Source organism: Rhodococcus sp. BH4 (assembly GCF_002079265.1).
Lineage (GTDB): Bacteria > Actinomycetota > Actinomycetes > Mycobacteriales > Mycobacteriaceae > Rhodococcus_F > Rhodococcus_F qingshengii.
In genome coordinates this window covers 1606047-1627910 of the sequence record NZ_CP014941.1, presented here as the reverse complement: position 1 = coordinate 1627910, position 21864 = coordinate 1606047, and the positions used below count along the sequence as shown (strand labels likewise).

The window sequence follows — 21864 nt, the reverse complement described above, 5'->3', positions numbered from 1 at the left end:
CGCTCCAGTGTTTCGGGAGCGGGGTCGAGTGCTGTCGGGAGCGAGCAGTAAGAATGGACGTATGACTTCCGATCAGCAGCCCACCACCGGCGACGACCCCTACCTCTGGCTCGAAGACGTGACCGGTGAGTCTGCACTCGATTGGGTCCGTCAGCACAATGCCGTGACCGAGGAGCAGCTCACCGACAACGAGCGCTTCGATCGACTACAGAGCGACGTGCGCGAGATCCTCGATACCGACGCGCGAATCCCCTACGTCCGCCGTCGAGGTGAGTTCCTCTACAACTTCTGGCGCGACAGCACCCACGTTCGCGGATTGTGGCGACGCACGACGTTCGATCAGTACGTCACCGACGACCCGGAATGGGACGTCCTGGTCGACCTCGACGCCCTGGCCGAGGCCGAGGGCGAGAACTGGGTCTGGAAGGGCACGCAACTTCTACGGCCACACCGCAACCGTGCATTGATCAGCCTCTCCCGCGGCGGGGCAGACGCGGCGGTCGTTCGCGAGTTCGACATCGACAAGCGCGAGTTCCTCGCTCCCGAGGGCGAGAATCCCGGCTTCTACCTTCCCGAGGCCAAGACCGACATCGACTGGATCGACATCGATACCGTCTACGTCGGAACGGATATCGGACCGGGGTCGCTCACCGATTCCGGATATCCCCGTCTGGCCCAGCGGTGGAAGCGCGGCACTCCCCTCTCCAGCGCCGAGACCGTCTACGAGGGCCAGGCCACGGACGTGGCCATCTCGGCTTCGCACGATCCGACGCCCGGGTTCGAACGGGACTTCGTCACTCGCTCGGTCGATTTCTACAACTCTCAGCATTTCGAAGTTCGCCCCGACGGTGAACTGGTGCTCGTGGACGTCCCCGAGGACGCCGGGATCTCGATTCACCACGAGTGGTTGTTGATCCGCACCAAGTCCGTGTGGGCCGTCGAGGACACCGAATATCCGACCGGCGCACTGCTTGCCATCCGTTACGACGATTTCCTTGCCGGCTCACGAGCACTGACATCGATCTTCGAACCCGACGCACATTCCTCGCTCGAGCACTACACCTGGACACGCGATCATCTGATTCTGGTGGTCCTGACCGACGTGCGCACGACGCTGCGAATCCTGACGCCGGGCGAAAACGGCTGGGAGGATCGACCTTTCGAAGGGCTTCCAGAACTGACCAGTATCGAAATTCTCGACACCGACCCTGATGTCAGCAACGAGTACTTCGTCAATTCGAGTGGATACACCTCCCCTGCAACTCTTTTGCACGGCGTGATCGGCGAAACCGAACCCACTGCCCTCAAGCAGGCTCCCGCGTTCTTCGACGCCGAGGACATCACCACGGAGCAGTTCTTCGCCACCTCCGCCGACGGCACCCTCATCCCCTATTTCGTGGTCCGCAATCCGCGTAGCGAGCCCGGCCCCACCCTGCTCTACGGGTACGGCGGATTCGAGATCTCGCTGACGCCGTCGTACAGCGGTTCTCTGGGCCGTGCCTGGTTGACGCAGGGCGGAACCTATGTGGTTGCGAACATTCGTGGTGGCGGCGAGTACGGACCCGGTTGGCACACACAGGTTCTCAAGGCTGGGCGCCACAAGGTGCACGAAGACTTTGCTGCCGTCGCGAGAGACCTCGTCGATCGCGGAATCACGACCCCGGATCTTCTGGCAGCTCAGGGCGGAAGCAACGGCGGCCTGCTGATGGGCATCATGCTGACCAAGTACCCCGAACTCTTCGGCGCCATCGTCTGCCAGGTCCCGCTGCTGGACATGCGTCGATTCCATCTCCTGCTGGCCGGCGCGTCCTGGATGGCCGAATACGGTGACCCCGATGTCCCGGAGGAGTGGGCATTCATCTCGGAGTATTCGCCGTATCAGAACATCGACGCCGCCGCGTCGTACCCACCGATCCTGATCGCGACATCCACCCGCGACGACCGCGTCCACCCCGCGCATGCCCGCAAGATGGCCGCACGGCTGGAAGAGCTGGGCAAGCAGGTGCTGTATTTCGAGAACATCGAGGGTGGCCACGGCGGCGCCGCGGACAATGCTCAGCTGGCATTCAAGACCGCGCTGACCTACGAGTTCCTCTGGCAGAAGCTCGCCTGATCTTTCAGCGGTCGCGCAACCACGCGACGACGCGCTCGCTCACAGCGGTGGGATTGCGTATCCAACCGTTGTGACCGAGTGGTTCGTCGATGTGCGTCATCGTCACTTGGGCCCCGGAGAGCTTGTCCACCAGGTTCTTTGCCGACCGGCGTGGAGCGAGATCGTCCCCTTCGATCGTGATCGACAGAACCGGCAAGGTCAGGCGAGCGATCCGCTCCTCGTAGTCGATATCCGCACCGATGGGTTCCATGCGACCGGTCCTGGCGAACCGTGCCCAATCGGTGATCAGTACTTTCGACTGTCGACCGAAGCCGCCGACGTTGACCCGGTCTCCCGGCCAGAAGCCGGCAATGTTGGCTGTCACCGACATCGCGGACGAACCCAGATAGAGTCCGGGCGCACGGATTCCGGGGAATCCGCGGTGATACGGCGATCCGGAGGCAACCAGGATCAGTCCGCCGAGCCGGCCCCGAATCCTCGACGCGTACATGACCCCGATCTGGCCGCCCATGCTGTGCCCCATCAGAAATGGTGTGCTGGCCGGAAACCGCTCGCGCACCACCTCGAACGTCGCCGGACAATCGATCGAGACCAGTTCCTGATATCCGAAAGCACTCGACGCGCTCGGGCGCGGTTTGCTGTCACCTTGGCCGCGCAGTTCACCGATGGCCGCATTGAAGCCGGCTTCGACCAGGGCCTGCGCCACCGGATCGTAGAACCCGGCGGGAACTCCGAGCCCTGGCAACATCACCACCACGGGTGCGTCGTCGTTCGGTCCGGGAAACAGACGGATCGGGGTCACGGTGCCGTCGGGGAGTTGGATCGGTACGGTCTCCATTCAACTCACACTAACCACCCACGCCGCGGATGGGCAGAGCCCACGCGCCGACTATTCGAGGCTTCCCACGATCAGCGGATCCGGAGTACCCACGATCTCGTAATCCTTGTTGTCGTAATCGAACTGACTGAGCACGTGACGCATCGCGTTTATCCGCGCGCGTTTCTTGTCGTTGCTCTTGATGACGGTCCACGGAGCGGTGGCGGTATCGGTGAACCGGATCATCTCTTCCTTCGCCGCCGTGTACGCATCCCACTTGTCCAGAGAAGCGATGTCCATCGGCGAAAGCTTCCACTGCCGCACGGGATCGACCTGTCTGATCGCGAACCGCGTGCGCTGCTCCAGCGGTGAAACCGAGAACCAGAACTTGATCAAGCTGATGCCGTCGTCGACGAGCATCTGCTCGAACAACGGCACCTGGCGCAGAAATCGCTCGTGCTCCTCGTCGGTGCAGAAACCCATGACCCGCTCGACCCCGGCCCGGTTGTACCAAGATCGATCGAACATCACCAGTTCCCCGGCGGCGGGAAGGTGCTGCACGTAGCGCTGGAAGTACCACTGCGTCGACTCGCGAGCCGACGGCTTCTCCAGCGCGACGACGCGAGCGCCACGAGGATTGAGGTGCTCCATGAATCGTTTGATCGTTCCGCCCTTGCCGGCAGCGTCGCGTCCTTCGAACACAATGGCGTGCCGTGCGCCGGTTTCTTTCGACCAGTTCTGCAGCTTGAGGAGTTCGATCTGCAGCAGACGCTTGGACATTTCGTACTCGTCCCGAGGCATCCGTGCGTCGTACGGGTATCCCTCCCGCCAGGTGTCGACCTCGAAACCGTCCGGCGACGTCAGCAGCACCGGATCGTCGTCGTCATTGTCGTCGACGGTGAAGGCGGCGGTGTCGGCCAGATCGACGGCGGTCGAGAGGTCCGCGAAGGCGCTGAGGAACGGTCGGCGTTCTGCTAAATCGGTCACCGCCGACAAGTTAGTCTCCCGCAGCAACCGTTCGGTGAAGCTGGGATGAACTACCGGGGTATGACACGACGGGCTCAAAAGATCAGGGTGCAGATGGGGGTCGTCCCCGATGGTGCCTGATGCGATCTCGCTTCAGAATTGAAGCATGACATTCGAAAGCAACACACCTCGCCCCTTCACCCGTTCCAACGACAAGAAAATGTTCGCCGGAGTGTGCGGCGGAATTGCAGATTACTTCGGCGCCGACGTCAATCTTGTCCGTCTACTCGCCGTTATCGCCGCTATTTGCACGGGTGGAACCGCGGCATTGGTATATCTCGCCGCCTGGATGCTCATGCCATTAGGGTGAGAATTCCGGCAATTCACATGGCGAGAATTACGCGCCGACAAAAGGTATTTCGGGGCCTACGCGCCAACACGAGCAGGCCCCGAAATCAACAATCCACTTGGCGGCCTTCAACTCTCCACCGCTGAGCGCAGCGAGGGCCTCGAGACCCTTGACGGCCAGGCCACTGACGCTGCCCAACCAAGATGTTCAGTGGTTCGCTTGGGACGAGGAAATGACGCCAATCCGAAAACTCAGGGAATGACAGGCGGCGTAAAGCCGGGGGTGCCGAGAGATTATCGTTCGACCAACTCACGATTTTGGTCGGAAACTGCCTGCAGAAGCGTCGTGAACCCCACCCGCAATAATTCGATGTAGTGCTCGATATCCGGCATCGTCTCTCGCGAGACGATGACATTGAGCGTCAGAGAACCTCCACGCGCAGCAATGAGGAAGTGGCGCAGAATGTCTCCGTCGACCGGCGCCTGCCCGCCGAGAACTGCCACCGCCGGCGCACCTTCGAAGACATTGCCGTCGACCGATACCGGGACATTGCTGATCGTCGTGTTCTGAATGACCTTGTGCGAAGGGTCAAGCTTGTTGATCCGACGCGAGAGACCGGTGAGTCTGAGCAGAGCCGCGGGCGACGTTTCGATGCGTGTGCCGTATCGACGGACGGCTGGGTGCAAACTCCGCCCCTTTGCCATCAGCGCCGAATCCCTGATTCGTGTCAGCCGCTCGACCGGATCTTCGACGTCCGTGTGCAGATCGACCGTCAACAGCGCCAGTTGGTTGGCCGATTCCCATTCGGCGATCTGCCGCATCGATCGGGGAACCATCGCCGCCAACCCACTGCCTGATTTCTCGCCCTTCTCCGACAGGTATGCGTCGAGAGCGCCGGCGACGACGGTCAGGAAGATGTCGTTGACCGTCACGTCCGAAATGGCCGCTCGGATCGCTTTGATGTCTGCGCCGTCCAGCGTCAGGAAATCGATCGTGATGTCTCCGCCCAGCATGCCGTTGAATCGGGTCGGCAGGCGGTCGGCCGAGTACGTAGGCAGCTCTCCGGCCTCTTCCGCCTCCCGAACCGTCTCGGCCGCAACCTTTGTCACGGACAGACCCCGGCCGAAACGGATCGCCTGGCCGGGCAAACCCACGACCGTGCGCCCGATCAAATCCAGCGACGAAAGCCCCGAACCGGCACGCTTCGTCTCCGGCTTCGGCGGACCGGAGAACAGAAGGTTGGTCAGATCGCGGATCGCCAGACCGTCACCGGCCCCGTGGTGGGTCTTGAGCATGATCAGCGTCAGATTGCCCGGTAGCTCGTCGATCCCGTGCACTCCGGTCATGACGTGCAACTCCCAGGGCGGCCGGGACAAGTCCATCGGCTCACCGAGCGAGCGCCCGAGCAATTCACGAATCGGCGCCCACCCGGCAACCGGGGCACGATGGACGTGCACGTGATCATCGACGTCGAAATCGGCCGGGACCCAATAGGGATAGTCCAGATCCAGCGGAACTCGCTGGAGTCGACTCGTGAACAGTGGCCAGTATCCGAATCTTTCGGTGATCCACCGAACCGCGTCGTCGTGCGTCATCTCTGCGAGCGGATGGCCCGTCGTGTCGAAGAAGTAGGCGCAGACCATGTGGCTCAGATGTCCGCCGGACTCGTTGTAGACGAACTCCGCGTCTCGCGGCCCCATCTGAGATACCGCGGCTGGCAACGAGTTCCGAAAGATCATGCATGCCCCTCAATTCCGACGCTGAACGAATGTCCGAATTGTAGCGAGCTGACATGCCGATCCTCTGGGTTCTGCTCGGAATCGTTGGGTATCACCGGATCCAGCAATCGGAAAAGGTGCCTGTGATTCCGAGCGATCAGGAGGCAACCTCTTGGTTAGGTGAATCCGCAATCTGCATCGCGGCTGCCGCTGCCAAGTCATGGAAACTTGCCTCCCCCGCACGAGCAAAAGCCCGGCCCACCGAATGGTGGGCCGGGCTCTAGGAGCTAGGTGGAGATGGACTCAGAAGTCCATGCCGCCCATGCCGCCGGTCGGATCGCCTGCAGGCGCTCCGGCCTTCTCGGGCTTGTCAGCGACAACGGCTTCGGTCGTCAGGAACAGAGCCGCGATGGACGCTGCGTTCTGCAGTGCCGAGCGGGTGACCTTGACCGGGTCGTTGATGCCTGCAGCGAGCAGGTCGCCGTACTCGTTGGTCGCAGCGTTGAGGCCGTGACCTGCGGGCAGGTTGGAGACCTTGTCCGCAACAACGCCGGGCTCGAGGCCTGCGTTGAATGCGATCTGCTTGAGCGGAGCGGACAGTGCAACGCGAACGATGTTCGCGCCGGTTGCCTCGTCACCTTCGAGCTTGAGGTCGTCCAGTGCGGGAGCTGCCTGGAGAAGTGCAACGCCACCACCGGCGACGATGCCCTCTTCGACGGCTGCCTTTGCGTTACGCACTGCATCTTCGATGCGGTGCTTGCGCTCCTTGAGCTCGACCTCGGTAGCAGCGCCGGCCTTGATGACTGCAACGCCGCCGGCCAGCTTGGCCAGACGTTCCTGCAGCTTCTCACGGTCGTAATCCGAGTCGCTGTTCTCGATCTCGGCGCGGATCTGGCTGACACGACCGGCGATTGCGTCGGCGTCGCCGGCACCCTCGACGATGGTGGTCTCGTCCTTGGTGATGACGACCTTGCGTGCCTGGCCGAGGAGCTCGAGGCCTGCGGTCTCCAAGGAGAGTCCGACCTCTTCGCTGATGACCTCGCCACCGGTGAGGATGGCGATGTCGGCGAGCTGAGCCTTACGACGGTCACCGAAGCCGGGAGCCTTGACGGCAACAGACTTGAAGGTGCCACGGATCTTGTTGACCACGAGGGTGGAGAGAGCTTCGCCCTCGACGTCCTCGGCGATGATCAGGAGCGGCTTGCCGGACTGGATGACCTTCTCCAGCAGGGGCAGCAGATCCTTGACCGTGGAGATCTTGGAGCTGACGAGCAGGATGTACGCGTCTTCGAGGACGGCTTCCTGACGCTCTGCATCGGTGGCGAAGTACGCCGAGATGTAGCCCTTGTCGAAGCGCATGCCCTCGGTGAGCTCGAGCTGCAGGCCGAAGGTGTTGGACTCCTCGACCGTGATGACGCCTTCCTTGCCGACCTTGTCCATAGCCTCGGCGATGAGCTCACCGATGGACGGGTCGCCGGCGGAAATACCGGCGGTAGCAGCGATCTGCTCCTTGGTGTCGATCTCCTTGGCGGTCTCGAGCAGGCGAGCTGTGACAGCCTCGACAGCCTTCTCGATGCCGCGCTTGAGGCCGAGCGGGTTCGCGCCGGCTGCGACGTTGCGCAGACCTTCACGGACCAGAGCCTGTGCGAGAACGGTAGCGGTGGTGGTGCCGTCGCCAGCGACGTCGTCAGTCTTCTTGGCGACCTCCTTGACGAGCTCGGCGCCGATCTTCTCGTACGGGTCGTCGAGTTCGATCTCCTTGGCGATGGAAACACCATCGTTGGTGATCGTGGGGGCGCCCCACTTCTTTTCGAGAACGACGTTGCGACCCTTGGGGCCCAACGTCACCTTGACAGCGTCGGCGAGGGCGTTGAGGCCTCGCTCGAGGCCACGACGTGCCTCTTCGTCGAACGCGATGATCTTTGCCATTGCGAAGTGATCCTCCGGATAGGGGGTGACACACAAGGTGACCGCTCGTCGGGTCACCTCATCGGCACAAGGCGACCGTTTGACCGGTCACCTCATTACACGGGCGACCGATTTGCCTGGTCACCCATCTACGCCTGTGGTCTAGTCAGTGCCCGCGACGGACGACCGGGGGTGTCTATGGTTCCCGGTCTCACTGCCTCGACCTGGCACTCACGGTTCGCGAGTGCCAACTGCATTTTTAGCACTCGAGCGTGCCGAGTGCAAGGTTGAGCCTCAGCCCGCGATGCAGAACTGTCCGTTACTCAAATTGACCGCAAACGAGAGCACTCCGACGCAGTCGACGCCATTGGCATCGGCTGTAGCGCCCGCTCCGTAACCAGCGATGGCGAAGGTGACATTTCCGTCAGCCGCCCCGGCCCGCGCGATACCGCCGCCGAGTGCAAATGCCTGCGCCTGACCGTTACCGCGAGAAGCCCCCAGCGCGGTTCCGAAGCCGTTGGCATATGAATTTGAGTAGCCGTTGTCGGCGGCGACGCTCACAGCGGTACCGCTCTCGGCGGCACCGGCCTGCGAACGGCCGGCTCCGACGGACTGCGCGCCGCAGCTCGCGGTCTCGGAGACCTGGATGTCATTGGCCGACGGCGGCGAGACACACGTGACGGGGGCTGCCGAAGCAGCTCCCGCACCGGTCAGCGCCAGCCCGGCGGCGAGCCCCATACCTACAGTCATCACAGCCCCTGTTCTCGCCAGGCGGCCCCCCAACCGACTACTGGAAATTCCGCTGACTCGAGAGGATGAGCGGCGGAACCAGACTGACGAGATCAAGGGCATAGAAACTCCTTCGTGGAACAAGTTCATTGGATTCGGGCGCGAGAGTACCCGCTCGAGTGAAGTCCGTCACCCCCGCCTGGTCAAGCCTCGAGGACGACCCCGAGAAGGGCCGGAAGATCCGCGACCGAATCGATGACGTGGTCGGGCTTCTGAACCGAGAGGTCGAGCACTGTTTGCCGAAACTTGCCTGTGCGCACCAGAACTCCGGTCAGGCCGACCCGCTGTGAGGAGAGGACGTCCCCGATCAGATCGTCGCCGACCATCACCGTCGCCTCAGGTTCGACATGCATCAGCTCCGTGGCTGTAAGGAACCCCGTGAGAGACGGTTTACCCACCGCGGCGATATTTACACCCGCCACTTCCTCGAAGCCGGGCAAGTACGTTCCGGTGTCGATTCGAAGGCCACCTGACGTCTCCCACATCATCCCGCGGTGCATCGCGACGACGGGCACTCCGGCGAGCAGTAGTTCGAGCACTCTGCTCAGCGCCTCGTGGGTGAACTCCGGGCCGGCGCCGCCGAGAATCACGACCTCGGGATCGGCGTCGTCGAATTCGATTCCCTCGAGATCGGCGGACACGTCACCGTGATTGAGTACCCACGCCCTCGCGTCCGGGTACGTCGCCCGCACGTACTCCCCCGTGAGCCTGGCGGCAGTAACTATCTGGCTCGCCTCCACCTCGATACCGGCGTCGCACAACCCCTGCGCGATGAGTGTCGAACTGCGCGAGGTGGTGTTGGTCAGAAACCCACAGGCCAATCCGCGCCGCCGAACTTCGCGTACTGCTTCCCCTGCTCCCTCGATCGGCTGCCAGGACGTGAGCAGGACTCCGTCGATATCGAACAGAACACCTTCGATGTCGGCCATTGCACCAGCCTATATTCGCCATCGAGGTCCTGCCGAGGCGTCGAAACCCGAAATCCGTCGATCGCTCAGTAGGCTCCCACCCATGGACCTGCGCGACGACGACCTCTTCTCCGTCGCCGGTTCTCTGGCCGAATTGCTCGGCGCTCCCGTCACGATCGAGGACGAGAACTCGACGGTTCTCGCGTACTCCGGCGGCGAGCAGGCCGTGGACGAAGCTCGCATCGGCACGATCCTCGGTCGGCAGGTACCCAGCCGATTCCGCCAATTACTCTCCGATGCAGGAGTATTCGATCGGCTTCACCGAGAGAGCGATCCCATCTACGTCGACCTCGAAGACCCCTCGATCACGCCGCGACTGGTTATCGCAGTTCGCGAGAACGATCACCCCGTCGGCTCGATCTGGGTCGCACTGGCCGGATCACCGACGCCCACACAGGAATCGATACTTCGTTCCGCGGTATCTGTCGTGGCCGGGAGAATCGCCTCGGAGCGTGACCGGGTCGACAGCACACGCCGTCGCCAATCCCAGCGCGTCCAAGCATTGATCGGCGGTGGCGAACCCGCATTCCGCGCCGCAGACGACTTGCGGTTGGCAGGCCCGCTCACCGTCGTCGCCGTCGGAACCGTCGCGGGACCACTGCCGGCGGGGTTGGTCGCCTCCTTGAGCTTGTACCTGGACACTCTGGCCGTCGACGCCGTGATCGCACAGTTGATCGACTCGACGTACCTTGTTGTCGCCGCTGACGAAGCGAACGCCCGCCGACTGTTGGAGGACTTCCTCAGCCGCGCCCGCACACGAGCACAACTTGCCGTTGCGGTGGGCCGCACCGTGAAATCAGCCAGCGAATGCCATTTGTCACGCGCCGACGCCGACCATGTTCTGGGCGCGCTGCGACACAACCGGTCCGGCGGGATTGTCGCGGGTATGAACGACACCTTGGCGTCGGTACTGGCCTTACATGTTGCCGACATCTTCGACGGACTGAGCACCGCCACACCTATGCACGCCCTGGAAGGGTACGACCGTCGACATGGAAGCGAACTCGTCGCAACGGCCCACACCTTCCTCGACAAGGGCGGTGATGTCGCGAGTTCTTCCGCAGCATTGCATGTTCACCCCAACACTCTCCGCAATCGATTACGCCGCTGCAAGGAGATGTGCGGGGTTGACCTGAGCGACGCGGACACTCGACTGATCCTGATGCTTCAGTTCAAACTACGAAGTTCCTGAGCCGGCGAAGAAGGTATCGGAGCATCTCCCGTGCCGCTCCACTTTGGGAGGTATTCGACAAAATATCACCCAAAAGTATTAACGACCAGTCCGCCAAAAGTCATAATTACCGGCCACGATTCCCAAAACCCAGCAATTCGGCAATCATCAATCTTGCAATCTGGTTAGCGTTCCGCAAGATCTTCCTCTCACGGCCCAAATAGGCCATTTTGGTTGCCTGACCAGCATAAATGAAACACGTTTCAGTTTGGTTCTACAAATTCCTAGTCAAAGTGGACTTGCTCGAGCTAACCTCATTCTCGTCACGCCACATAAGACCCCGAACGCCACACGGATCTCTTAGCAGAACGATCGCAAGGGTCCGTGCACTAGTCGAACCTGCTCTTTGTGGAATGCAACAAGCATGCGCCGATGTACAAAAAGTCTTCCAGATCTATCGAAAGGATGGAACTTCATATGATCGCAATGTTCCTTCAAGCAACGGCTGCGTTGTTCACCGGATTACTGGACAATGTATGGAGCGGATCCCTAGTGCCCGGCATCGAGGGCGCCACCGGCTCGCTAGCCGGATTAATCGAGACCGGCTCATCGCAACCCTGATCCATTTCAGAACATCACCCAACGACAGGAGTAAACGATGGATCTAGGATCGATGGTGCCTTACCTCAAGGAACCGATAATTTTGCAGATCATTTCATTGCTCGTATACAGAGGCTCCATGGCGTCAGTCGACTTCGACTGGCAACCCCCACTCGGCTGACTTCAACAGAATTTCCTACCGTGATAAAAATCTACCGCAAGGAGCGTTAGCATAGTGGATACAGCAAGTATCATCGACGCAGTCACGAGCATTGATTCGCAATCATTGCTTCCCCCGTTCGTTTATGTGCAGGCAATAGTCGACGGCATCTTCAAGTCTATCTCCGCAGCCATCAACCTAATGGCTAGCGGTTCTGCAGGTATTGGTGGAAGCATTCAGACCGCCCTCGGCTCGACCGTTGCCCCGTAGTCGGGAGAGGAGACAATAATGTTCGATCTTTCAATGAGCTATCTGTCGGATCTGGTGGGATTTGGCTCAATCGACCTAGTAGGTACGTTCGCGAAGTATCTCAACACCCTGTCCGCGTACACGCCGACGCCGCTCTAAGGAAAGGTGATTTACAATGCTGCAAAGATATATCACCAGTTTGATCGCCTGGGCTACTGGGACCATAGAGTTGACCGGCCTGGGAAGTACCATTCTGCAGAAGTAAATTCTCTGGTGCAACTTCTCTACTCTGAACTTCGATGATCCCCGAGGCTCCAATTCGCCTCGGGGGTCATTTCGCGTTCCAAGCACGAGAGTTTTCCAGGCACGAGAGTTCCGGGCCACGAGAGTTCCGGGGCACGGACACTTTGATCCGGCACCCGCCACGTGAGGAGTTCGACATGAGACTGCCCAACCTGCTGGATGCGGCTGTCACACAGGTGAATCCGCGAGACGCGGACTTCGTCTACAACGAGTCCGCCGGCCACCTGAAGCATCTGGTCGGCGTGTACTTCTTCGAAACATCTCAGCACCCAGCCGCAGAATTCACGCAGGCGCAAGCCGTCGATTGGGTCACCGCCAGGCTCGGACACAATCGCATGTTCACCCACCGAATCCAGCACACGCCACTGGGACTCGGCCATCCGTACTGGGTTCCAGACCCCAACCTGGATGTGGGCGACCACGTGCGGGTCAACGCGATTTCCGAGCCGGGTTGGGCACCATTTCAAGAAATGCTCAGCGCCCTGCTGACCTCGAGAATGGATCTCAGCCGCCCACCGTGGGAACTGCACTTTTTCACGGGGATCGAGGGGCTTGACGCTCTACCCGGCAGGCTGACGGCGGTTGTGCTCAAGTCTCATCACAGCGCGGCCGACGGAATCGCGATCCGAATGCTGGGTGAAGCCATATTTTCGGATGCGCAACGGCCGAGGAAATCAGCACCTGCAATACGGTTCCTACGGGGACGTCTCTTCACGCGATCAGCGCTGAGTTTCCCCGGCCAACTTATCCAGTTCGCCAAGAGCATTCCGGGCAATCGGGCTGCTGCCCGTGCGGTAGTCGAGGCGAAGAGTGCTGGAGAATGGGACGAGTGCATCTACGAAAGTACTAGCACCCGCTTCAACTGCAAGGTAAGCGGGTCGGCATTGGTGGAGCCGATCATCCTCGCAGGCAACGAGGTTCGGCATGTGAAGAACGCAGTCCCCGGAGCGACTGTCAACGACGTCCTTCTGGCTGTGGTCGGTTGCGCGATGGCGCGATACCTTACCGAGAAGAGCGAAGCGCCTCGAGGTTCTCTGTTCGCGATGGTTCCGCGGTCCATGCGCAAGCAAGAGGAGTGGGAGTCCGCAAACCAATTGGTGAATCTGTCCGTGAACATGCACACCACGATCACGGATCCGCTGAAGAGACTCGCTCTCATCGCAGAGTCTGCACGCTCGGAGAAGGCCCGTACGTCCCACACAGCGGTCCGGCGGATGAGCACAGTGTTGGAGACCCTACCCGCTCCGATAGCGCGGTTGATGGCATATTCACGTCACCATGACGACTACAGCCCGGATGGGCCGCGGTATCAGCACACGATGGTGAGTAACATTCCGCTCTCGGTCAACGGACTGACCCTGAACGGGGCAACTGGCACTGCCGTACTCGCTAATCAAGCACCGGTCGACGGTGACGGGCTGCGGCACTTCATGGTAGCTGCGAGTGGCGGCAACCTAACGCTCAACGTTATTGCAGACGCCGCAACGATGCCAGATCTAGGCCACTACCTGGAGTTGCTTCGCGCGAGTTTCGAGGAACTGAAGGAAGCCGCAAAGACGCGTGAGCTCGAGAGCAACTCGACCGTCATCGCATCCTGATCCCTTATTCACCAAGACATTACGATCCCGGCCTACCACTGCGGTAGGTCGGGATTCTTGTCGAGCGGGTAATTCTGCACGTAACTCGCATCCACATGGTCTGGAAGCGCCTCCCGGCACACACTTCTGGCACTCACGCACAAGACTACGCAAAACAGCGCTGCCTGAGTGGGGTGTCAGGCAGCGCTGCTAATCACCGGGGTCCGGATTGACTATGGATGCAGAACGCCCGCACCCGAATTCAGTGCCGGGTAACTACCGGTCGCACCCACCGCATTGGCGGGAATGCATGAGGTCGGCGCACTGACTGTCCCGAAGATAGGCACTGACGCCTTCGATGTGAAACGGAAGTAATTCGCCGAGAAGTTATACATCTGGGCCGCGGTGCCCTGAGTGTCGAACTTCACGTCCAACGCACTGTTCCGAGTTTGGAAACTAATCTTCGGAAGCTGGTATGTCACGCCTACGCCGACATCCGCACCGTCCACGATCAGTTGCGATCCGGTATCGGTGAGAGTGACCGTGCCTGTGTAGCCCGAACCGGAACCGGCCACCAGTGCGGCCGATCCTGCGACGAACGTCGCTGGGTCATAGCGGTAGACAAGCCTGACGTCATCAATGCCGAGGAATGTGACACCCGAGACGCCAGAACTGCTGGGTGTCGTCGCTGAACCGGGCTGAAGGGTGTATGAATTTACCCCGGGCGTGGCATTCACAGTGACGTGGTTAGCCGTGACCGAGGTTGGAACTACCTGATCCACGGTCTGCCCAACACTTACAGCGCGGCACGCCTGGTTATAGCTCGTCACCGTCGTACCTGCAGTTGCCGACGCCGGTGCAACTGCTGCGAATACCATGCCCGCCGAAGCAGTTACTACTGCTAGAGCGGCCACCGTACGTTTTGCCGTTGAAACATGCATATCTTCTACTCCTCATTCCCTTTCGGGATCGGTTTATAGCGTTGATAGCACTTCCTGCCAAAACGCAGTTCGAGCAAAGTTGAACTACTGCATTGACAGCCTCCGCATCACCGGAAGTTTCGCGGCGAAGGGGAAGTCTTTGAGGCCGTGCGCAGCACGATAGGATTTGTTCACTACCGATGCACGACCGAAATCTTGACAACGGAGATTAGCGATACGACATCACCCGGGAATCATGTCTCGATTCCGAAAAAGATGACGTCCGACCGTGAGAAACCACCTCCAATCAGCTGGTTTGGTAGCACCAATTCCACTGGATGCTCACACCGAGCGGTAAGTTGGAACAGCTGATCGACGATTGAAAGCCATTCACGATTTGCCGCTTATGTGATGACCGTCACCATACCTCAATTACTAGAACTTGTAACAGTTTTTGAAAGAAATCTCTCGACAACTTGAAACGGCGACCCCACTTACATCGAGGATTTGCACGCGACTAATACCAAGGAACTAACATTCAGCGAAACATTAATACTAAAGTATTAACAACGCAGCTCATTCCAGAGATGGTTAATACTTTAGTATTAATTCAAAAGTTCCAGTGCATTCACGAATCGACTCACTGTGATTCGCTTCCCAAGCGAGGGCTGTGCACTCGCACAACGCATTCCCCGAAGCTGTGGCCGAACGGCCAGTCCTTTTGCCACCCCTGCGATTCATGCTTGAGAGAAGAGCCGGATGTGACCGGCGTCTCGGTTCGAGCAGAGTCTGTAGAAGGAGTGCGTCATGGGAACTCGTCAAAGCCCCGATCGTGTGGTCGTGGTCGGTGCGGGTGTTGTCGGATTGTCGACGGCCTGGTTCTTGCAGGAACGTGGAGTCGAGGTCACCGTCGTCGATCGCGACGGCGTCGCGGCCGACGCGAGCTGGGGCAACGCCGGTTGGCTGGCCCCCGCATTGACGCTTCCGCTGCCCGAACCCGCAGTGCTCCAATACGGCTTGCGCGCGATGCTCAGCCCGTCGTCACCGGTGTACGTGCCACTGACCACCGACCTGAAGCTGATTCGGTTCCTGGTCGGGTTCGCGCGCCACTGCACTCCGTCGAAGTGGCAGGAAGCGATGTCGGTCTACACCGAGGTCAACCGAACAGCCTTGGGCGCGTATGACGAACTCGCCGACGGTGGCGTCAAAGAGCTGACCCGCCTGGCCGATCCTTTCCTCGCCGCGTTTGCATCCGAGAAGGACCGACAGACTTTGGTGGACGAGTTCCATCACGTCGAGGCCGCGGGCGGCGAGGTCGACTTCGACCTCCTCGACTACGACGCGATTCATTCGCTCGAGCCTTCACTCGGCCAGGGTGTGAAAGCCGGTTTGCGCCTGCGCAATCAGCGTTTCATCGATCCCCCGTTGTTCGTGAACTCGTTGGCGGACGCGGTTCGTGAACGCGGTGGAGAAATCGTCAGCGGTTTCGACGTCACGCAGATCGACGATCGGGTCGGCGGAGTCACTGTTCGCAGTGCACACGGTGATTCACGCGACGGTGACTCCGTAGTCATCTCGAGCGGTGCCCGCTTGAACAAGCTCGCAGCACCGTTCGGTGTGCGCAAACTGGTGCAGGCCGGACGCGGATACAGCTTCAGCGTCAAGCCCGAGCACCTCCCCAAGAACCCTGTGTATTTCCCCACCCAGCGCGTCGCATGCACTCCGTTGCACGATCGCTTCCGAGTGGCCGGAATGATGGAATTCCGCAGCCCTGACGCGCCGCTGGATCCGCGCCGCGTGCAGGCGATCATCGATGCGGCCAAGCCGATGCTCAGCGGCATCGACTGGACTGCGCGGGAAGAGGAATGGGTGGGATCACGACCGTGCACTACCGACGGCTTGCCGTTGATCGGAGCCACGCGCTCGCCGCGCGTGCACGTCGCCGGTGGCCACGGGATGTGGGGAATCGCTCTGGGTCCGTTGACGGGAAAGATGGTGGCCGACTCGATGACCGGTGCTCAGACGCCGACCGTCATGAGTCACTTCGATCCGCTGCGCTGACAGCCGGTTTCACCCACTTGTAGTACGCGCCCGTCAGCAGAACCAGCCATCCGGCGCCGACGAGCAGCGCAACTCGGGTATCGGCGATGACGCCGAGCAACACGATGACAAAAGCCAGGAACACGATCGCGAAGATCTGACCGTACGGCCACAGCGGCACTGGAAACTTCAGTGCCGCTGTTTCGTCTGCACTCATCTGAGCGCGGGAACGGAACTGCGAGAGCAGGATCATGATCCAGACGAAAATGGTGGCGAAGGTCGCCAGCGAGGCGATGACGAGGAACACCTGGTCCGGGATCAGGTAGTTGAGCACTACTCCCACCAACAGGGCAACGGTCATGATGACAACGGTCATCCACGGAACACCGTTGGCGGAGACTCTCTTCATCACCTGCGGGGCCTGGCCGGCATGCGACATTCCGAACATCATGCGACCCGCACCGAAAACGTCGCTGTTGATGGCTGACAGGGCTGCGGTGATGACGACGATGTTGAGGATCGATGCGGCCGTTCCCAATCCGAGGTTCTCGAAGATCTGGACGAACGGGCTGTTGTCGGAGTTGATGGTCTGCCACGGAATGATCGCCATGATGACGGCGAGGGTGCAGATGTAGAAGAGAATGATGCGCACCGGGACCGTGTTGACGGCTTTCCTGATGGTCTGCGCCGGATCCTCGGCTTCGCCCGCGGTGATACCGATGATCTCGGTGCCACCGAACGCGAACATGACGATCGCGAAACACGCGACGAATCCGCCGAAGCCCGTCGCGAAGAACCCGCCGTCCGACCAGAGGTGGCTGATTCCGGCATCGGTGTCGTGAACGCCGAATCCGAACACGATGATCGCGATGCCGCCGGCGATCATCGCGATGATGGCGGTGATCTTCACGAGCGTGAACCAGAATTCCAGTTCGCCGAACACCTTGACGCTCAACAGGTTTATCGCGCCGATGAAGAAGACGACAGCCAGAACCCAGATCCATCTCGGTACGTCCGGGAACCAGAACTGCATGTACAGGCCGAAGGCGGTGACGTCGGCGAGGCACACGATCACCATCTCGAACGTGTACGTCCACCCGGTCATGAAACCGGCGAGTGGTCCGAGGTGCTTGTTCGCGTACTCGCTGAACGAACCGGAAACCGGGTTACGGACCGCCATCTCGCCGAGCGCTCGCAACACCAGGTAGACCGCGATACCGCCGATCAGGTAGGCCAGGAGCACCGACGGGCCGGCTCGTTTGATGGCCTCGGCGCTGCCGTAGAACAGTCCGGTTCCGATGGCTGATCCGAGGGCGATGAAGCGGATATGGCGCGCTGTCAGCCCTCGCTTGAGGCCATCCTGCGTCGCGGCGTCGCTGTTCACTTCTCGGTACTCCAGTCGGATGGATCGTCATACGTGCGCGAACCATTGTCCGCTACCACCGCGCGTGTTCCCGCACGACCCTGTTGGACGGCCGTACAGTGACCTGACACACATGGTCCATTGACGGATCGCTTACGATCGACAAAAGTGTTTGTAACTTTACGTAGCATCAACTCGACTGGAGAGACTGTGTCCAACACCCTCGAAGCAAGCATCGACATCGACGCATCACCGCAGGACGTGTGGGCAATCGTCGCCGACCTGCAGCGCATGGGCGAATGGAGCCCCCAGTGCAAGGTGATGAAGGTAATCGGCGGGACCGTGCGTGAGGGCGCCAAGACGATCAACGTCAACCGCAAGGGCCTGCTGGTCTGGCCGACGTCGTCGAAGGTCGTTCGCTTCGAGCCCAACAAGTCGGTGGCGTTCCGCATCGCGGAGAACCGCACGATCTGGTCCTACGAACTCGAGCCGACCGCTACCGGCACCAAAGTGACCGAGCGTCGCGAGGCTCCCACCGGAACGTCGAAGGTCTCGCAGTTCCTCGTCAAGACCGTCCTGGGCGGAAACGCCGACTTCGAGGTCGAGCTCGTTGAAGGCATGAATGCCACCTTGAAGCGTGTGAAGAGCGAGGCCGAGGCGGCTGCACGCACCTCTGCTTGACCCTCGACCTGGTCGAGGCATCAGGATCCGTTCCATGGATCCCGTGATGACACAGATAGCGCAGGCACAAGAATTGGCGAGCTCCGGCGATCGAGCCGGGGCTCGCTCTGCGTTCGAGAAGGTGTGGGAAGAGATCAGCGCCGCCCCCGATGCGCTCCACATCGTCTCCCTCGCGCACTACATGGCCGACGTTCAAGACGACCCGGCTCAGGAGCTCTGCTGGGACCTGCGCGCCCTCGACGCTGCCGATTCGTTGACCGACGCGCGAGCCCAGGAACACCACGCATCGCTGCAGGTCGCCGGTTTCTATCCATCGCTGCACCTCAACCTGGCTGCCGACTACCGCAAACTCGGACGCGACACCGAGGCCGTCGAGCATCTGACGAAGGCCGAGGCGTCGGTCGGCACACTCGCCGACGACGGTTACGGCCGGATGATCAGGGGCGCTATCGAGCGACTGCGGGCAGAATTGATCCGTGACCACTAGTTCCGCCCTCTTGACGATCGGCGAGATGTCCAGGGCGTCGGCGCTCCCGATCAGCGCGCTGCGGTTCTACGACAAGGAAGGCGTGCTCGTCCCGCATTCCGTCGATCCGCACACCGGTTACCGCTGGTACACCGACGACCAACTCCGCGACGCACGCGTGATCGCCGGTATGCGGCGCGTCGGTGTTCCGATCCGCGACATGATGGCCGTCCTGACCGGACCGGAACCCCATTCGTGCCTCGACGCCCATCTGCGCAACCTCGAGGACGGTCTCGCCGACGCCCGGGCCGAACTGGGACGAATCCACCGCCTGATCGACGCGCTACCTATCTCCGGCGGCGTGGACATCGACTCGTGGGATCTACGACGCGCACTCGACGCCGTGCTGTTCGCCGTGAACGAGGAATCGGAGTTCCCGATACTTCGCGGCGTCCACCTCGACATTCACGACGGCGTCGCTGCGTTTGTCACCACTGATCAGTTCCGGCTCGCGGTCGCCGAGGTGAAAGTTCACTCCGCTCTGACGGTGTCCGCTGTCGTTCCCGTCACCTTCGCGCGATTGTTGCGCGACGTCGCCGGCGTCGTGACGCTGACTTTCTCCGCGCGCACGGTGACTGCGTCGTATCCGGGAGGTGAGGTGTCCAGCCCCCTGATCGAGGACGGAGAGTTCCCCGATCACCGAATCCTGCGCGAGCACCACAACGCCGTCGAACTGAGCGGCGACCACCTTGCCGCCCTGCTCAACGGCACCGAGGACAGTGCCGTCGTCAGCGTCGGCGAAGACGGTGGTGCCCGGGTGGATCCGGGCGGAACGGATCCCCGTGAGAAGTTCCGAGTACTGGTCGACCGGCAGCGACTGCGCGACGCCGCCGCAGCCCAACCGGGGCGGCAACTGGTGATCCGAGTAAGCGGTGCGACGCTCCCGCTGGCGATACGCACCGGCGACTGTGTCGGGTACTACTCGTACTTGATGCCACTACAGCCTGTAGGAGAGAAGGCGTTCACGTAATCTATGGATGCTCTACCACCCCGTACTGTCAGTGCGACCAGCAGAAGACCTACCGAGTAGTTAGAGGAGCCTGTGGCACGCCGACCCACACCCCCCGGAACCCCGCAACCCACCGGGATCGGACATATCGTCGATCTGGTTCGCCATGCGATTCCGCCACTTCATCCCGCCGGCCTGCCGTTCGTGCTGGCCCCGCTGGGAGTTGCAGCTCTGGGCCGCAACCGTAAGTGGGTGCGCCGAGCCGGTCTGACCACCGCCGCCGCATGCGCCACGTTCTTCCGTCACCCGCACCGGGTGCCGCCCAACCGCATCGGCGTCGTCGTCGCACCCGCCGACGGCGAGGTGGCGTTGGTCGACAACGCCGTTCCGCCCGCCGAGCTCAATCTCGGAAGCGAGCCGCGCCCGCGCGTCAGCATCTTCCTGTCGGTTCTCGACGTGCATGTCCAGCGCAGCCCTGTCGGTGGAACGGTCAAAGAGGTCGTTCACCAGGCAGGCAAGTTCCTCTCCGCAGATCTCGCCGACGCCAGCGAGGTCAACGAGCGCAACAGCATGCTGATCGAAACCGCCGATGGTCACGACGTTGCGGTTGTCCAGATCGCGGGACTGCTTGCACGCCGCATCGTCTGCTACGCCGGTGTCGGTGACGTCCTGCCGATCGGCGACACGTACGGACTGATCCGTTTCGGCTCACGCGTCGACACCTATTTCCCCGCCGGAACCACACTCCTGGTCGAGCCGGGACAACGCACGATCGGTGCTGAAACAGTTATCGCGCAACTGCCGTGAAGACGCCGAAGATGAAGTCAGCCGTGAAGAAGCCGGGAGCAGCCCAACCCGGCGCGAAGATGCCCAAACGCACCCAGGCGGTGCGGTTGCTGCCGTCCGTCATCACCATCCTGGCGCTGTGCGCCGGGCTGTCCGCCGTCAAATTCGCTCTCGACGGACAACCCGGTACCTCGCTCGCGATGATCGGCGCAGCTGCCGTCCTCGATTCACTCGACGGCCGCATCGCGCGACTGCTCGACGCCACCAGCAAGATCGGCGCCGAACTCGACTCACTGGCCGACTCCATCTCCTTCGGCGTCGCCCCGGCCCTGGTCCTGTACGTGACCTTGCTGGACGGCACCAGCATCGGCTGGATCATCGCGTTGATCTACGCGGTCAGCATCGTGTTGCGACTCGCACGTTTCAACACTCTGCTCGACGACGACGACGTCCCCGCGTACGCACGTGAGTACTTCGTCGGCGTTCCGGCTCCGGCCGGCGCACTCATCGCCCTCACTCCCCTGGCCGCGACGGCTCAGTGGGGTGACGGCTGGTGGTCTTCGCACTTCGTCGTCATCGTGTGGACGCTCTTCTCGGCTGCACTGATCGTCAGCCGCATCCCGACGCTGGCGATGAAGTCGGTATCCGTGCCGCCGCACATGGCGGCCGGCCTGCTCGTCCTGGTGACGTTGGCTGCAGCCGCACTCATCACCTACCCGTACATCCTGCTGATCGTTCTCATCGCGATCTACCTGGTGCACATCCCGTTTGCCGTGCACTCGAAGCGGTGGGTGGCAGCACGTCCCGAAACCTGGGACATCAAGCCTTCCGAACGCCGCGCGATCCGACGCCAACCCAACGTCGGTGGTCGCCGCTCGGCCGCTCGACTCGGATTGCGGCGACCCCGCTAG

Annotated in this window: 18 protein-coding genes; 10 read left to right on the top strand and 8 right to left on the bottom strand. The window is 61.3% G+C overall.

What is annotated here, in order from left to right:
* The first annotated feature begins 61 nt into the window (after positions 1-61).
* Positions 62-2113: a prolyl oligopeptidase family serine peptidase gene (locus A0W34_RS07610; RefSeq protein WP_081557544.1), complete on the top strand. Its 2052-nt coding sequence runs from the start codon at positions 62-64 to the stop codon at positions 2111-2113.
* A gap of 4 nt (positions 2114-2117) precedes the next feature.
* Here A0W34_RS07610 and A0W34_RS07605 read toward each other — a convergent pair whose 3' ends face one another.
* Together A0W34_RS07605 and ppk2 are read right to left on the bottom strand one after the other, a co-directional pair.
* Positions 2118-2951, bottom strand: coding sequence for an alpha/beta hydrolase family protein (locus A0W34_RS07605; RefSeq protein WP_054827775.1), 834 nt, complete (start codon positions 2949-2951; stop codon positions 2118-2120).
* Between the two features lie 51 nt (positions 2952-3002).
* Positions 3003-3917 carry a polyphosphate kinase 2 gene (gene ppk2 / locus A0W34_RS07600; RefSeq protein WP_007733731.1) on the bottom strand — a complete coding sequence of 305 codons (915 nt, stop codon included), beginning with the start codon at positions 3915-3917 and terminating at the stop codon, positions 3003-3005.
* Between the two features lie 145 nt (positions 3918-4062).
* Between ppk2 and A0W34_RS07595 the strand changes: the two genes are divergently transcribed.
* A complete protein-coding gene (locus A0W34_RS07595; protein ID WP_003941534.1) occupies positions 4063-4266 on the top strand; it encodes a PspC domain-containing protein in 204 nt (67 codons plus the stop codon).
* A 272-nt stretch (positions 4267-4538) separates the two neighbouring features.
* Here A0W34_RS07595 and A0W34_RS07590 read toward each other — a convergent pair whose 3' ends face one another.
* From A0W34_RS07590 to A0W34_RS07570, 4 genes are all read right to left on the bottom strand, one after another.
* A complete protein-coding gene (locus A0W34_RS07590) occupies positions 4539-5984 on the bottom strand; it encodes a wax ester/triacylglycerol synthase domain-containing protein (protein WP_073512156.1) in 1446 nt (481 codons plus the stop codon).
* A gap of 282 nt (positions 5985-6266) precedes the next feature.
* Positions 6267-7892, bottom strand: coding sequence for a chaperonin GroEL (gene groL / locus A0W34_RS07580; protein WP_003941476.1), 1626 nt, complete (start codon positions 7890-7892; stop codon positions 6267-6269).
* Between the two features lie 273 nt (positions 7893-8165).
* Positions 8166-8723 carry a DUF6764 family protein gene (locus A0W34_RS07575; protein WP_019744475.1) on the bottom strand — a complete coding sequence of 186 codons (558 nt, stop codon included), beginning with the start codon at positions 8721-8723 and terminating at the stop codon, positions 8166-8168.
* An 80-nt stretch (positions 8724-8803) separates the two neighbouring features.
* Positions 8804-9589, bottom strand: coding sequence for an HAD-IIA family hydrolase (locus A0W34_RS07570; RefSeq protein WP_064443292.1), 786 nt, complete (start codon positions 9587-9589; stop codon positions 8804-8806).
* A gap of 82 nt (positions 9590-9671) precedes the next feature.
* Between A0W34_RS07570 and A0W34_RS07565 the strand changes: the two genes are divergently transcribed.
* Both A0W34_RS07565 and A0W34_RS07555 read left to right on the top strand, forming a co-directional pair.
* Entirely contained in the window at positions 9672-10820 is a 1149-nt protein-coding gene (locus tag A0W34_RS07565) for a PucR family transcriptional regulator (RefSeq protein ID WP_064443504.1), read from the top strand.
* 1428 nt (positions 10821-12248) lie between these two features.
* Positions 12249-13709: a wax ester/triacylglycerol synthase domain-containing protein gene (locus tag A0W34_RS07555; protein ID WP_064443291.1), complete on the top strand. Its 1461-nt coding sequence runs from the start codon at positions 12249-12251 to the stop codon at positions 13707-13709.
* A 212-nt stretch (positions 13710-13921) separates the two neighbouring features.
* Here A0W34_RS07555 and A0W34_RS07550 read toward each other — a convergent pair whose 3' ends face one another.
* The gene (locus A0W34_RS07550; RefSeq protein ID WP_147307994.1) at positions 13922-14629 is read right to left on the bottom strand and encodes a hypothetical protein; all 708 of its coding nucleotides are present in this window, start codon (positions 14627-14629) and stop codon (positions 13922-13924) included.
* 786 nt (positions 14630-15415) lie between these two features.
* On the opposite strand from A0W34_RS07550, the gene A0W34_RS07545 reads away from it, so the two are divergent.
* Positions 15416-16669, top strand: a complete 1254-nt coding sequence (locus tag A0W34_RS07545; RefSeq protein WP_042926583.1) for an NAD(P)/FAD-dependent oxidoreductase — start codon at positions 15416-15418, stop codon at positions 16667-16669.
* On the opposite strand, the gene A0W34_RS07540 is transcribed toward A0W34_RS07545, so the two are convergent.
* Complete coding sequence (locus A0W34_RS07540) at positions 16641-18032, bottom strand: amino acid permease (protein WP_021333985.1); 1392 nt, start codon at positions 18030-18032, stop codon at positions 16641-16643. The two genes, A0W34_RS07545 and A0W34_RS07540, sit on opposite strands and share 29 nt — an antisense overlap.
* 189 nt (positions 18033-18221) lie before the next feature.
* Between A0W34_RS07540 and A0W34_RS07535 the strand changes: the two genes are divergently transcribed.
* The 5 genes from A0W34_RS07535 to A0W34_RS07515 all read left to right on the top strand — a co-directional run bounded on the left by A0W34_RS07535 (position 18222) and on the right by A0W34_RS07515 (position 21864).
* Complete coding sequence (locus A0W34_RS07535; protein WP_003941500.1) at positions 18222-18692, top strand: SRPBCC family protein; 471 nt, start codon at positions 18222-18224, stop codon at positions 18690-18692.
* Positions 18693-18726: 34 nt separating this feature from the next.
* Complete coding sequence (locus A0W34_RS07530; protein WP_003941524.1) at positions 18727-19179, top strand: hypothetical protein; 453 nt, start codon at positions 18727-18729, stop codon at positions 19177-19179.
* Positions 19169-20188 carry a DNA polymerase III subunit beta family protein gene (locus tag A0W34_RS07525; protein ID WP_007733712.1) on the top strand — a complete coding sequence of 340 codons (1020 nt, stop codon included), beginning with the start codon at positions 19169-19171 and terminating at the stop codon, positions 20186-20188. The genes A0W34_RS07530 and A0W34_RS07525 overlap by 11 nt, the downstream gene beginning before the upstream one ends.
* Positions 20189-20260: 72 nt before the next feature.
* Entirely contained in the window at positions 20261-20974 is a 714-nt protein-coding gene (locus tag A0W34_RS07520; protein WP_003941540.1) for a phosphatidylserine decarboxylase, read from the top strand.
* A 59-nt stretch (positions 20975-21033) separates the two neighbouring features.
* Positions 21034-21864 carry a CDP-alcohol phosphatidyltransferase family protein gene (locus A0W34_RS07515; protein ID WP_029254795.1) on the top strand — a complete coding sequence of 277 codons (831 nt, stop codon included), beginning with the start codon at positions 21034-21036 and terminating at the stop codon, positions 21862-21864.